This window comes from Microbacterium sp. BE35 (assembly GCF_031457705.1).
In the GTDB taxonomy this organism is placed as follows: Bacteria; Actinomycetota; Actinomycetes; order Actinomycetales; family Microbacteriaceae; genus Microbacterium; species Microbacterium trichothecenolyticum.
On the sequence record NZ_JAVDXD010000004.1, the window covers coordinates 387,082 to 400,469 of the forward strand.

At 70.7% G+C, this 13,388-nt stretch carries 9 protein-coding genes; 4 read left to right on the forward strand and 5 right to left on the reverse strand.

Features of this window, described 5'->3' with window-relative positions; translation table 11 throughout:
• The first annotated feature begins 7 nt into the window (after nt 1–7).
• Together J2Y46_RS15685 and J2Y46_RS15690 are read left to right on the forward strand one after the other, a co-directional pair.
• On the forward strand, nt 8–1,336 hold the full coding sequence (locus tag J2Y46_RS15685) for an NAD(P)/FAD-dependent oxidoreductase (protein ID WP_310243495.1): 1,329 nt from the start codon (nt 8–10) through the stop codon (nt 1,334–1,336).
• Between the two features lie 101 nt (nt 1,337–1,437).
• Nucleotides 1,438–4,044, forward strand: coding sequence for a PEP/pyruvate-binding domain-containing protein (locus J2Y46_RS15690; protein ID WP_310243497.1), 2,607 nt, complete (start codon nt 1,438–1,440; stop codon nt 4,042–4,044).
• Here the strand turns inward: J2Y46_RS15690 and J2Y46_RS15695 are convergent.
• The 3 genes from J2Y46_RS15695 to J2Y46_RS15705 are packed head-to-tail and all read right to left on the reverse strand — an operon-like array spanning nt 4,041 to nt 9,635.
• Complete coding sequence (locus J2Y46_RS15695) at nt 4,041–7,394, reverse strand: ATP-binding protein (RefSeq protein ID WP_310243499.1); 3,354 nt, start codon at nt 7,392–7,394, stop codon at nt 4,041–4,043. The genes J2Y46_RS15690 and J2Y46_RS15695 overlap by 4 nt on opposite strands.
• Nucleotides 7,391–8,170, reverse strand: a complete 780-nt coding sequence (locus J2Y46_RS15700) for a DUF4194 domain-containing protein (RefSeq protein WP_084695564.1) — start codon at nt 8,168–8,170, stop codon at nt 7,391–7,393. The genes J2Y46_RS15695 and J2Y46_RS15700 overlap by 4 nt, the downstream gene beginning before the upstream one ends.
• Nucleotides 8,163–9,635 (reverse strand): DUF3375 domain-containing protein, encoded by a 1,473-nt coding sequence (locus J2Y46_RS15705; protein ID WP_310243502.1) that lies wholly within the window; start codon nt 9,633–9,635, stop codon nt 8,163–8,165. The genes J2Y46_RS15700 and J2Y46_RS15705 overlap by 8 nt, the downstream gene beginning before the upstream one ends.
• A 94-nt stretch (nt 9,636–9,729) precedes the next feature.
• Between J2Y46_RS15705 and panD the strand changes: the two genes are divergently transcribed.
• A complete protein-coding gene (gene panD / locus J2Y46_RS15710; RefSeq protein WP_045299221.1) occupies nt 9,730–10,116 on the forward strand; it encodes an aspartate 1-decarboxylase in 387 nt (128 codons plus the stop codon).
• A gap of 126 nt (nt 10,117–10,242) precedes the next feature.
• Here the strand turns inward: panD and J2Y46_RS15715 are convergent, their stop codons facing one another.
• Both J2Y46_RS15715 and J2Y46_RS15720 read right to left on the reverse strand, forming a co-directional pair.
• On the reverse strand, nt 10,243–11,199 hold the full coding sequence (locus tag J2Y46_RS15715; RefSeq protein WP_084695565.1) for a helix-turn-helix transcriptional regulator: 957 nt from the start codon (nt 11,197–11,199) through the stop codon (nt 10,243–10,245).
• 73 nt (nt 11,200–11,272) lie between these two features.
• Nucleotides 11,273–11,983, reverse strand: coding sequence for an SDR family NAD(P)-dependent oxidoreductase (locus tag J2Y46_RS15720; protein WP_310243505.1), 711 nt, complete (start codon nt 11,981–11,983; stop codon nt 11,273–11,275).
• 134 nt (nt 11,984–12,117) lie between these two features.
• On the opposite strand from J2Y46_RS15720, the gene J2Y46_RS15725 reads away from it, so the two are divergent.
• Nucleotides 12,118–13,374 (forward strand): multidrug effflux MFS transporter, encoded by a 1,257-nt coding sequence (locus tag J2Y46_RS15725; protein ID WP_310243507.1) that lies wholly within the window; start codon nt 12,118–12,120, stop codon nt 13,372–13,374.
• The last annotated feature ends 14 nt before the right edge of the window (nt 13,375–13,388 follow it).

The following is a 13,388-nucleotide window of genomic DNA, read 5'->3' on the forward strand; positions in this document are numbered from 1 at the left end:
ATCGCAGATGGAGCATTTCGACACGATCGTGGTGGGCGCGGGGGTGGCGGGTCTGACCGCCGCGCGCCTCCTGGGCAGGGCCGGCCATCGTGTCGTCGTGCTCGAGGCCCGCGACCGCGTGGGCGGCCGGGTCTCGACAGACCGCCATTTCCCGGGGATCGTGACCGACATGGGCGCCTCGTGGATCCACGGCATCACCGACTCCCCCGTCGCCGCGGCGGCGGAGGCTTTCGGCATGCGCACCGTCGAGTTCACCGTCGGCGGCTACCAGCCCGACAGCCGGCCGATCGCGTACTACGGACCCGACGGGAAGCGATTGACGGATGCCGCCACCCGGGCATTCATCGACGACATCCACGCCGTGGACGCCACGCTGCGGGAGGTGGTCGCGTCATCCGCTCCCGATGCGTCGTACCGCGACGTGACCGACGCCGCGCTCGCCGCCCAGGGATGGGACGCGGAGCGGACGCAGCGCGTGCGCGAGTACCTCGAGCACCGTTCGGAGGAGCAGTACGGCGCCTGGATCGAGGACCTCGCCGCCCACGGGCTCGACGACGACTCGATCGACGGCGACGAGGTCGTGTTCCCCGACGGGTACGACCGCCTTCCCCGGCGGCTCGCCGAGGGACTCGACATCCGTCTGATCCATGTCGTGTCCGACGTGCAGTGGTCGGCGGAGGGCGTGCTGGTCACGACCGACCACGGGCTGTTCGCCGCCGATACCGCGATCGTCACGGTGCCGGTGGGCGTGCTGCAGTCGGACGAGTTCGTGATCGAGCCCGCATTGCCTGAACCCGTCGCAGGTGCGCTGAGCAGGCTCACGATGAACGCGTTCGAGAAGGTGTTCCTGCGGTTCCCGACGAAGTTCTGGGACGACGGCGTCTACGCGATCCGCCAGCAGGGCCCGGAGAGCCGGTGGTGGCACTCGTGGTACGACCTCACCGCGCTCGACGGCACGCCGACGCTGCTGACCTTCGCGGCCGGCCCGGCGGCGGTCGAGACGTGGGACTGGACCGAGGACGAGATCGTCGAGTCCATCCTCGTGCAGCTCCGGCGCCTGTACGGCGACCGCGTCGAGCTGCCGACGTACGTGCACGTCACGGACTGGCAGGACGACCCGTGGTCCCACGGGTCGTACGCCTACATGACGGTCGGGTCGACGACGGCCGACCACGACGACCTCGCGACGCCGATCGGCGGCGTGCTCCACCTCGCCGGCGAGGCGACGTGGACCGACGACCCGGCGACCGTGCCCGCCGCGATGTTCTCGGGCCACCGCGCGGCGTCGAGGGTGCTCGGACGCGACATCGCCATCGAGGGGGCCTGGGCCGACTGACGCCCGGCCGGGCCGGTGTCGATCTTGTGGCGGGGTGCGCGGAGTGCGATTCTGCACCTGAGCCCACGAGCGTGGGCCGACCTGGCCGATAGGACGACACCATGGCCGCGTCCAGCCCCGCACCGCAGGGGAGCTTCGTGGTCGACCTCGCGGAGCTGTCGGTCGCTGACCTCGCGACCGTCGGCGGCAAGGCGGCGAACCTCGGCGAACTGATCCGCGCGGGCTTCGACGTCCCGCCGGGCTTCTGCGTCACGACCGCGGCGTATCGGCGCGCGGTGCGTGGGTCAGCGGTCGAATCGGGGACGATCACGGATGCCGCGGCCGCCCGTGCGGCCGTGCTCGAGGCGCCGTTCCCCTACGAGGTGGCCCGGGCGGTGCGGGAGGCGTACGATCGCCTGGCGCCCAGGGCAGGCGCCGTCGCCGTCCGATCGTCGGCGACCGCGGAAGACCTGCCCGGAGCGAGCTTCGCCGGCCAGCAGGACACATACCTCGACGTCGCCGGCGTCGACGACGTGCTGGACGCCGTCCACCGCTGCTGGGCGTCCCTCTGGACCGACCGAGCGGTCGCGTACCGCGCCGCCCAGGGCATCGAGGGCGCGGGAGTCGCGCTGGCGGTCGTCGTGCAGCGGATGGTCGACGCCGAGTCCGCCGGCGTGCTGTTCACGGCCGACCCGGTGACCGGTCGCCGCCGTCAGGCGGTGCTCGACGCGGCACGCGGCCTCGGCGAGGCCGTCGTGTCGGGCTCGGTCGACCCGGATCACTTCGTCGTCGACACGGCGACAGGGCGGATCCTCGATCGGCGACCCGGCGGTGAGGCCGACCAGCCGGCGAGCGTCACCGACGCGCAGGTGCGTGCGCTCGCCGCGCTCGGAGACCGAGTGGAGCGCGCGTTCGGCAGCCCGCAGGACATCGAGTGGGCGATCGACGGCGACGGGCACGCCTGGCTCACCCAGTCGCGGCCGGTGACGACGCTCTTCCCCGTGCCGGTACGCGATGCACCCCGCCCTGCCACCGACACCCGTGTGTACTTCTGCGTCAGCCTCGCGCAGGGGCTCCATCGGCCCATCACGCCGATGGGCATCGCCGCCTTCCGGGTGATCGGCTCGGGGTTCCTCGACCTCATCGGCCGACGCCCGGCCCGCATCGTCGACGGACCCGGCGCGTTCGCCATCGGCGGCGAGCGCATCTTCGTCGACGCGACGCCCGTCGTGCGCTCGGCGGTCGGCCGTGAGATCTTCCCTCGGGCGCTCGACGTGATGGAGGCGCGCTCCGCCGTCGTGCTGCGCGGGCTGTTCGACGACCCGCGGTTCACGGTGCTCCCGCGGTCGCGGCGACGCTTCGCCCGCGGCTTCCTGCACCTTGCCGCCCGCATACGGCTGCCCCTGCTCCTCGGACAGGCGTTCTTCAGCCCGGCCGCCGCCCAGCGACGGGTGCAGCGGCTCGCCGCCGAGGTGCGGGCGCGGGACATCGCCGGCGGCGACATCCCGACCCGCGTCGACGGCGTCGTCGATCTGCTCTTGCGCACGATGCCCCTGGCGCCGCGGAGCCTGCCCGGCGCCGTCGTCGGATTCGGAATGCTCGGGCTCGCCGCCCGGCTGCTGCGCGGCTCGACGCAGCCGGGAGACCTCCAGACCGTGCTCCGCAGTGTGCCCGACAACGTCACCACGCAGATGGATCTCGAACTGTGGGACGTCGCGGTGCGCGCGCGGCGCGACGCCGAGTCGGCTGCGGCGCTTCGCACCCGCGACGCCGAAGACCTCGCCGACGCCTACCTCGCGGGCGCGTTGCCGGCCGTGCTGCAGCGCGCGATGGCGAACTTCCTCGCCCGCTACGGCCACCGCGCCGTCGCGGAGATCGATCTCGGCATGCCGCGATGGGCTGAAGACCCCACCCACCTCTTCGGCGTGCTGACGGGTTACCTTCGCCTCGACACGGATGCTGCGACCCCCGCGCAGCACTTCGCCGCCGGTGCGCGCGACGCCGAGGCGATGATCGACACCCTCGTCCACCGCGCGCGTGAGCGCAGCCGGCTTCGCGCCGCCGCCGCCGGGTTCTGCCTTCGGCGGGCTCGAGCGCTCGTCGGCATGCGCGAGATGCCGAAGTTCCTCATGATCATCGCGATGCGCCGGGCACGCGCGGAACTGGTCGCCATCGGCGTCGAGCTCGCCGCCGCGGGTCGGGTCGCAGATCCCGCCGACGTGTTCTTCCTCGACTTCGACGAGACGAACCGCGCCGCGGCCGGCACCGACATGCGTGCGACGGTCCGCGAGCGCAGAGAGCGATACGACACCGAGCTCCGGCGTCGGCATGTGCCGCGCATGCTGCTCTCCGACGGCACGGAACCGGAAGCCGTCGGCGCCGCCTCTGATCAGCCCGGGGCGCTGCGGGGCACCCCGGCGTCGGCCGGGATCGTCACCGCCCCCGCGCGCGTCATCCTCGACCCGGTCGGGGCGCACCTCGAGCCCGGCGAGATCCTCGTCGCCCCCTCGACCGATCCGGGCTGGACCCCGCTGTTCCTCACGGCGGGCGGCCTCGTCATGGAGATGGGAGGCGCCAACAGCCACGGCGCGGTCGTCGCGCGGGAGTACGGCATCCCCGCGGTCGTCGGAGTTGCGCGCGCGACCGAGACGATCACGACGGGCGTCGATGTGACCGTCGACGGGGCATCGGGCGTGGTGACCGTGCCGCTTCTCAGCGCCGGTTCCTAGCGGGCCTGCAGGCCGACCTTGGGCTTCGCCCACGAGCGACCGCGGGTGTCCTTGAGGATGTCGTACTCGACGTCGACGTGCGGTTCGATGGCGCTGTACTTGTCGTTCGGCGCACCGATCACGAGCTGGAAGCCGAGGCCCCGCCACGCGCCGATCGCGCGCTTGGTGAAGTGGGCGTCGGCCTTGATCAGCGCCTCGTCCATGAACACCGGGGCGTAGCGCGGACGCACCGCACCGGCGTCGCCGAGCTGATACCGCAGGGCCGCGCCGACGATGAAGGCGATCAGCTCCTGCGACTCGCCGCCGGACTTCTCGCCGATGTGGTCGTAGAGCGCGACGTGCTGCTTGGTCGCGGCGTCGACGCGCTCGGCGCTCACGCGCACATGGTTGCGCACGTCGATCAGGTCGCCGAAGTCGGGGGCCGAGCGGCGCATGTGGCCGATCAGCTTCGACATCCGCCGGTAGACCTGCTCGCGCTCATCGTCGGACGATGCCGCCTCGATGAGCGCACGCACCTCGCGCAGTTCGCGGCGGAAGCGGCGGCGCGCCTCCGACTGGTTCTCGCGCGTCGTGATCTGCAGGCGGTGATCGTCGTCGTAGAACGGCAGGTCCTGCATGATCTCGTTGATCGGCTCGATGCGATCGCGGATCTCGCGGATCGAGCGGCTCAGCGTCGAGTCGAGGTTCGTGAGGTCGTTGCCCGACAGCTTCAGCAGGCTGTCGCGCCACTCGGCCTCGAGCTCGTGGAGCCCGCTCGTTCGGAGCGCCTCCAGGATGCGCTCGAAGTCGTCGACGGACTCATCCGGGTCGGGCAGGAGGTTCGGGTTCGGCCAGCGCTCCAGGAAGCTCACCATGATCCGCCGCACGCTGTCGCGCTGCTGCTCGAGCGAGTCGGCGGCGGCCCGGCGGTCCTCGGTCAACCGCTGCGCGGCGGTCGTGAGCGCGGCGACGAAACCGGCCAGCGCGTCCGATGCGCTCGCCGGCCGCGATGTCTCGGTCAGGCTGAAACGTTCGTCGAGGAACGCGATCTGCTCGGGGCGCAGCATCCGTCCCGCGTCTTCGGCGGCGTCGATCACCGTCTGGTCCGCGTCGACGTCGTCGATGACGTCGCTCCACTGCGACTCGATCTGCTCGCGCTCGACCGTGGTGCGCGCGATCTCTTCGCGCAGGCGTGCCGCCTTGCCCTTGGCCGCGGCGATCTGCCCCTGCGCGCGGGCGATCTCGGGATTGGCTGCCGTCACGTCGTCCTGCACGGCGAGCCAGCGGTCCCGCTCGGCCGTGACGGCGGCGACGTCGACCTGCTCCCACGTGAGATCGCGGACCTTGGCGTACACCGCGAAGCGAGCGTCGACGGCGTCCAGCGCGGCATCCGCCCGCTTGCGGTTCTCCGCCGCTCGCTCGAGCCGCGCACGGGCGTCGTCGAGCTGCCGCGCGAGGTCGGCGAGCCGCCGGTCGTTGGAGAACCCGAGCACGTTCTCACGGCCGTGGCCGCCGTGCGCACCTCGACTGCCCTGCGACATCTGACCGGTGATCGTGAGCGCCATGCGGTGCTGCGACAGGCCGGTGGCGGAGTCGACGCACACGAAGCCGAAGCGGTCGGCGAGGCGCTCCTGCAGCCAGCCCGTGAACGGCGTGCTCTGGTAATCGAGACGACCGGGCAGCGTGGTCGTGTCGCGCAGGTCCGCCTCGTCGAGTCCGGCGTGGACGCCCTCGTAGCGCAGCCGCACCGGCGTGCGCACCGCGTCGATCGCCGTGCGGAACCGCCCGAGATGGTCCACGTCGATGAGCAGCGTCGTCGCGAAACCACCCAGCGCGAGGTTGAAGGCCTCGCGCCACGGCTCGAACTCCGTGCGCACCTCGACGAGCTCGCCGACGAACGGCAGGTCCTCGACCTCGATGCCGGCCGCACGCGCCACGAGCTCGCGCGATTCGTGCAGCGCCCGCGGGATGTTGCCCTGCAGCCCGGTCGCGCGCCGCACCTCAGCCTCCAGCTCGGCGATCTCGCGTGCTGCGGACTTCTCCGCCGAGATCGCCTCGGCATACTCGGCCCGCACGCCGCCCTTCGCATCGCGGTCTGCGAGGCTTGCGCGGGCGCGGTCCATCAGCTCGGTGAACTCCGCGTGCGTGGCGGCGGCCTCGCCGATGGCGCGCAGGTCTGCGTCGAACCCCGCGCGGCGGCTCTGCGTCGCGGTCAGCCGCCGCTCGACCTCGCGCAGCTCCCGCTGCGCGGTCTCGAGGCGATCGCCGCCCGAGAGTCGGAGCACCTCGACGAGTCCGTCGCGCTCCGCCTCTGCGGCGTCGGCCAGCGCACGCTTCTCACGAAGCGTGGTGTCGGCGGCGTTCTTCCGATCGCGCAGCTCGGTCTCGACCTCGCGCAGCATGCCCAGTCGCCGATCGGCGCGCCAGAGCGTCGCCAGCGATGCCGGGTCGGAGAACTCGCCGACCTCGTCGATGAGCCGCACACGTTCCACCGCTGCCGCGATCTTCTCGCGCAGTTCATGGATCGGCTCGAGTGCACTCACCTGCTGGCGCGCCGTGAGCATGCGCGTGCGCGTGCTCTCGAGGCCGTCGAAGTGCGCGACGACGGCGTCGGCCGTGGTCATCGTCTCGGGCTCTTCGAGCACGAGCCGCTTGTACAGATCGTCCACCGTCGTGATCTGCTGGCCGGCCTGGATGCGGGCGAGCAGGCTCATCGCCTTGCCACCCGCGCCCGCGGCGCCGATCCCGAGCACCGCGTGCAGCCGCGCCGAGAACTCGCGATCGGTGCTCACGGGGTCGAGTCCGGCGTTGCGGAGCGAGAGGTCGGAGAGGCGCAGCGCCGCAGCCTGCTGGAGCGAGCTGAGATCGAACGCGCGGTCCGTCGTCGCGCGGACACGCACGGTGTCTTCGAGCACGCGCGCGCCGGCCGGGATGTACCACGCGCGCACGGCGGTGAAGCGGGACCCGTCGTGGTCGATCCACGTCATCGCGACGGCGGTCCACGTGTCTTCGCCGTCGCCGCGGAGCACGCGCATCTTCGTGCCCTCCTCGGTGCGCGACTCGTCGAGCTTGCCGCGTCCGTAGGAGAGGATGTTGCGCTGCTCGTCGCCGCGCGGACGCCCCGTCACTCCCCCGTTCGACGCGCCGTTGAACGGCGTCGTGTGGGGCATCATGAGCGCGATGTACGCGTCCATCAGCGTCGACTTGCCCGAGCCCGAGCCGCCGCACAGCAGGGTCGCCTCGGGTGAGAACCGCACGCGGTGCGCGCCGTCGTAACCACCCCAGTTCACGAGCTGCAGGTCCTCGGCGAGCCACTGCTGCCCGCGCGATGCCGCCGGGATCAGCCCGAACAGCGTGTCGAGCATCGTCACAGCGCGGCCTCCTCGAGGTCGTCTTCGTCGTCGTCTTCGGCCTCGTCGAACACATCGACGGAGGCGACGGATGCTGCGCCCCCCGCGACGGCCGGATCCGACTGGGTCCGCAGCCAGTCGCGCAGCTCGCGCAGCTTCTCGGCACTCAGCACGATCTCGACGAGTGGGCTGATGCGGAACCGGCCGGTGGTCTCCTCGTCGACGATGCCGTCGCGCGCGAGCCGGTCCATCGCCTTGCGGATCGACCGCTGGCGGCGAGCGGTGTCGCCGTCGGCGTCCACGAAGTAGCTCATGACCGTCTGCTCGACGTCCTCGATGTCCACGCGCGCCGCCGGCTCACCCGCGGCCGACTCGCGCTGATAGACGGTGCGCAGGTGCACGAGCACGAGGGTCTCGGAGCGCGTGTAGGCGGCATCCCTGAGCAGGATCGGCATCTCGAACTCGTCGGAGCGCACCTGCTGCTTGTATGCGACGCCGCGGTCGTGGTCGACCACGAGGCGCACGAAGAGATCGTTGAGACGCGACTCGATGAGCTGCTGGTTGTCGAGCAGCACCGTCCACTCCTCGCGGTTGCGGTCCGCCATGAGGAACCGCCGCTGCAGGACGTGGACGAACAGACGCCGCACGGCGGGGTCGAGCACGCCGCGGTCGCCGGGGAAGAGCTCGTCGAGGTCGTTCTCCATCGCAGCGGGCGCGATGAACGCCTCGCCCGCGGCAGCGTCCTCCACGGCGGCGTCGGTGGCGTCGAGATCGCTCTGTGTGGCGGTCTCAGTCATCATCGTGCTCCTTCGCGGTGCGGGCGGTCACGGATCCGAACGCGAACCGTCGCGTCGTCCCGTCAGGGCGCAGGGCTTCGACGACAGACACCCCGCCGGGTTCGCTCATGCCGTTGCGGTGCGCGATCTCGAGGAGGCCGACGAGGTCCACCGGTCGTCGGGCGTCGTCGTCCGCCCCCTGGAACGCGTCGCCCAGATCGAACTCGTCGCCGAGGCCGGCGACATACGCCTCGAGCTCGGCGTACCGGGGTCCGCCCCACGCGCGGGTGTCAGCATCCGTGAACACCGCGTCCTCGTCCGAGGTGGGAAGCGGAGCGGGCGCGCCGGGAGGCCGGATGTCGCTCACCGACTGCCGCAGATGGCCGACGTCGGCCATCGGAAGACTGCGCAGCGGCTCGACCGGTGCATCAGAGGACGAACTGCGGGTCCACGTCTGCAGACCCGACATGACGTCGCGGAGCAGATCGTCGACCTGACGGTCGCGGATCGGGTCGTGGGTGCGGACCTGTCCGGTGATGACGCGCGAGGCGCGGCGCTGCGCGGTGAGCACCTCCTCGACGCCGAGCTCGACGCGGCGGCCGATGGCGTCCAGCTCCTTGCGCTGTTCCCCGTCCATGAGGCGTGTGAACGGCTGGGCGAGCAGCGTGTGCAGCTGCTCGGTGAGGTTGTCGATGCGTTCCGGATCGCCGATGAGCCGCAGCGCGCCGGCGAAGGCGCGACCCTCGGCGGTGGACTGCATGACGTGCTGCCCGCGCTGAAGGTACTCACGCAGCACCTCGCCTGTCGGGCGGACGTCACGACGCAGGTCGGCGACGACGTCGCGCTGCATGGCCTTGATGGATTCGGCGACACGCGTGAAGTCCGCCGGCAGCTCGCGCGCAAGGTGCAGGACGTTCTCTGCCTCTTCGAGGAGCTGCTCGTCGTCGATCGGCTCGGACTGGCCGAGCTCGAGGCGGGCGATCTCGGCGTCGAGCGCGTCACGCTCCTGGATGAGGCGGGCCATCCGGACGGCAGGATCCGTCTCGGCGTGATCGGAGAGCCGCTCGACCGCCTCGAGCAGGGTGCGCACGCGCGAGTTCGACACGCGCGTCCGGCCGCCGGCCGTGCGCCCCGTGATCTCCAGTGCGCCCACCGCGTGCGCGGTCAGGCGGTACACCTCGGCGTCGCCGTCGATCTGCGGCACGAGCCAGCCGACCCGCACCCAGTAGCGGCAGATCTCACGGGCGGTGCCGACCGGGAGCGTGCGATCGCCCTCGTCGTAGCCCGCGGCTCGGAGCTGGTCGAGGATCTCGGCGACCTCGGCGTGCGCATCGGAGATCTCCACCGACGGGCGATCGACCGTGAACACGATCGAGAGCGCTGCGACCACGAAGGGCGCGTAGCGACCGTGGAGCAGGTCGAGGGTGGGGGTTCGGAACGCCGCGACAGCCCGCAGATATGCCGCCTCGGCACGAGTGTTCCCCATCGGGTCCAGACTACCTGCGGCGGGCACGGGACCACGATTCGGGTCTCGGCCGGTTCTATTATTGGACTCGATCCACTATCTCTCGGAGTTCTCCTTGCGTCGCACCCTGCTCAAGTCCAAGATCCACCGCGCCACCGTCACCGGCAGCGACCTGAACTACGTCGGCTCGATCACGATCGACGCGGATCTGCTGGATCTCGCCGACATCGTCGAGCACGAGCAGGTGCACGTCGTCGACGTGAACAACGGCGCGCGCTTCGAGACGTACACGATCGCCGGCGAGCGCGGCACCGGGGTGATGCAGATCAACGGCGCCGCCGCGCGACTCGTCCACACCGGCGACGTCGTCATCGTGATGTCGTACGCGCAGTACGAGCGCGAAGAGGTGCTCGAGCACACCCCCATCGTGGTCAACATCGACGAGTCGACGCCCGGGGCTCGGGCGAACAGCGTCGCGCGCGTGCTGACGACCGCGAGCTGAGCCACTCGTCCGGCCCCACGCGGGCACACGGGTCGTCCCCAGGTGATCGAGGTGAGAAAGTGATGACCTCCGCGCCCCGCACGGCTTGACAGTGCAGCGGGCAGCAGGCGAATTGATGGGGGGACGTCATTCCTTCCGACCCGGTCGGCCGGCCGGAGCTCGGCCCCCTCGTACCGCCGGCGAGCCGCCCTCGGCAGGGGAAGCGGTGTCCGTCTCGGACGCGATCCGGCTGTTGTCGGCATCCCAGGAGGCAAGGAGTCTCAGGCGCTCGGCGGAGGGCGAGCCCGGCTCGGCGGTGTAGATCAGGAGGACGTTGCCGGGTTCGGCCGTGATCGCGAGTTCCTCGTAAGCGAGGATCAATTCGCCGACCATCGGATGCTGGAAGCGTTTCGTGCCGGCCCCGTGGGTGCGGACGTTGTGTGCCGCCCACAGTGTGCGGAAGGTGTCGCTGCGCAGAGAGAGCTCTCCGACGAGGTCTTGCAGACCCTTGTCATGCGGGTCGCGGCCGGCTTCCGCGCGCATGACCGCGACGCACATCTCCGCGAACTTGTCCCAGTCGGGGTAGAAGTCTCGCGCGGCCGGGTCCAGGAACTGGAACCGGGCCAGGTTGGGCGTGCGCCCGCCGTCGCCGATGACCGGAGAGTAGAACGCCCGGCCCAGATCGTTGAAGGCGAGGAGGTCGTGGTGCTGGTCGCGGACGAACGCGACAGCGTCGGTGATCGAGGCCAGTGCCCACTGCAGACTGTGTCGCGCCGCGGTCGGCTTGCTCGCGCGACGGCGGGGGCGACCGCTGGTGGGGATGCCGTCTGCGGCGCGGGCGAGGTCCAGAAGGTGGGCTCGCTCGGTGTCATCCAGCTGCAAGGCACGCGAGACGGCGTCCAGGACGGATGCGGATGCCCCGGCGACTGCCCCCCGCTCGAGCTTGGAGTAGTACTCCACGCTCACTCCCGCGAGGCTGGCGACCTCGCTGCGCCGCAGACCGGCGACGCGCCGATTGGGACCGACCGTGAGACCGACGGCGTCAGGGGTGACCCGTGCGCGACGTGTCATGAGGAACTCGCGCACCTCTGCTCGGTTGTCCATGGCATTCAGGCTAGAGCGGTCCCGGGTCGCCGAGGGAGTCTCTGTCATGGCACCCTTCAGCGTCGTCGGTCTGTCAGAGCCGATCATGCAACGGGATTCCGGTGTGCGACTCGAGCGCTGCCAAGAGCCGAGCCTGGAAGTCCTCGTCCGCGGCCGAGGGATCGGGTTCTTGTACGCGCTTGTGGTACCAGTAGCCCCCCGTGACGGGCGTGACGTCGGGGTGGGTCGCGAGCCATAACTGGGTCTGGTGTCCCGCTGTCAGGTCGTCCGGTGCGTGCGCCCCACCCATCCGGGTCGGCACCCATCCGGGATCCACGGCGTGGCTGGTCGTGGTCGGCCACCGGTGCGCGAGGGCGGTCACCCATAGTTTGCTGTCGCCGTAGGAGGCTGCGCCGGTCTCCAGCCCCTGGAGATTCGTCGACCCGCCGCGGTGCATGGAACTGCTGAGGTAGATCAGCCGGGCAGGTTTGTCCATCAGCGCCGTGAGAGCGTACGGAGCGATCGTGTTCACCTTGACGGCGTCCGAGTGGTGGAGCGCTCCGGCGTTGTGGACGACCGTGTCGAACCGGCCGAAGTGCGCCGCCTGATGCGCGACGTCTCGCACCTGATCCAGGTCAGCGAGATCGCCGTAGAGGATGCCGTTCCAGGCCGCCGCTGCAGGTTCCGGCGGGCGACGAGACGAATCGCGCGCGTGGACGACGACGGCGTGCCCGCGGGCGGCGAGATCGATCGCGGTGTTGAGGCCGAGGCCGGCCGACGAGCCGGTGACCAGGATGAGCGCCACGTGGTTCTCCTTCGCGTCGGTCGGGCTTCTCGCCCGTCTCACGGTAATCGGCCATCCGGGGACGAAGGGTGCCCTCTCGGTACACCCCTCATCAGAGACTCCCCCTCGTCGGCGGGCGCGGTCAGGCTTGACACATGCCCGAACAGTCGCTCACCGCCCCGCCCGCAGTCCGCCGCGCACTGCCGACCCTGCTGTTGCTGCTCACGGTGTTCGGTCCGATCTCGATGGACCTGTACCTGCCCGCACTTCCTGCACTGACGGCGGCGCTGGGTGCGGTCACCTCGGTCGCTCAGCTGACGGTCACCGCGTGCCTGATCGGCCTCGCTGCCGGGCAGCTGATCGCCGGGCCGCTGTCCGACCGGTTCGGACGGCGAGGGATCCTGCTGATCGGCATCGTGGCGTACATCGTCACGTCCGCGCTCTGCGCGATCAGTCCCACTGTGGAGCTGCTGATCGCCGCCCGGTTCGTGCAGGGTCTCGCCGGAGGTGTGGGGATCGTCATCGCCCAAGCCGCCGGTCGTGACATCTACACGGGCGGGGCGTTGATCCGCTTCTACGGGCGACTGACGGTCGTCGGCGGGTTCGCGGCGATCATCGGGCCGCTCCTGGGCGGCATGCTCAACTCCTTCACCGATTGGCGCGGGCTGTTCGTCTTCCTCTCCCTGATCGGTGCCGGCATCCTCGTCGTCACCTTGCTGGTGTTCCGCGAGACCCTTCCGGCCGCGGACCGCACGCGCGGAGGGTTCGGGCAGACGATCCGCGACTATCGGACTCTCCTGTCGGATCGCGTGTTCCTCGGAGCAGTGCTGAATCAGGGGTTCTTGTACGCGGCGCTGTTCGCCTACCTGGCCGGGTCGACGTTCGTGCTGCAGGACATCTACGGCCTGTCCCCGCTCGGCTACGCGCTGGCCTTCGGACTGAACTCGGCCGGATTCATGACGTTCGGATACCTCGCCGGCCGTGCCGCCGAGAGGTGGAGCGTCCCCGGCACCCTCGCCACCGGCATCCTGGTCGCCGGATTCGGCGCCCTCGGTCTGCTCGCCGCCGGCATCATCGCCATGCCGCTGTGGGTCGTGATCGTGTCGCTGTTCCTCCTTGCCGCCGGCGTCGCCATCTCTTCACCCCCCGCCACCGCGCTCGCACTCGTGGAGTACCCCCACATGGCCGGGACCGCATCCTCCCTTCTCGGCATGGTCCGCTTCGGTTTCGGTGGTGTCGCCGCGCCCTTGGTCGGCGTCGCCGGAGCCCTCAGCATCCTTCCCCTCGGCCTCGTCACCACCGTCTCGGTCCTCCTCGCCGGCGTCGCGTTCTTCCTGCTCGCCCGTTCGAAAAGAACAGTGCCGGATGCCGCCGCCTCGAGTCGGCCCACACTCATCAGTTCGACCAACTAAGGAGAAACATCACC

Bases quoted from the DNA above. Each gene is read 5' to 3' on its own strand.
- J2Y46_RS15725 (WP_310243507.1), top strand. From the start codon at position 12,118: ATGCCCGAACAGTCGCTCACCGCCCCGCCCGCAGTCCGCCGCGCACTG.
- J2Y46_RS15715 (WP_084695565.1), bottom strand. From the start codon at position 11,199: ATGGACAACCGAGCAGAGGTGCGCGAGTTCCTCATGACACGTCGCGCA.
- J2Y46_RS15705 (WP_310243502.1), bottom strand. From the start codon at position 9,635: ATGGGGAACACTCGTGCCGAGGCGGCATATCTGCGGGCTGTCGCGGCG.
- J2Y46_RS15690 (WP_310243497.1), top strand. From the start codon at position 1,438: ATGGCCGCGTCCAGCCCCGCACCGCAGGGGAGCTTCGTGGTCGACCTC.
- J2Y46_RS15685 (WP_310243495.1), top strand. From the start codon at position 8: ATGGAGCATTTCGACACGATCGTGGTGGGCGCGGGGGTGGCGGGTCTG.
- J2Y46_RS15700 (WP_084695564.1), bottom strand. From the start codon at position 8,170: ATGACTGAGACCGCCACACAGAGCGATCTCGACGCCACCGACGCCGCC.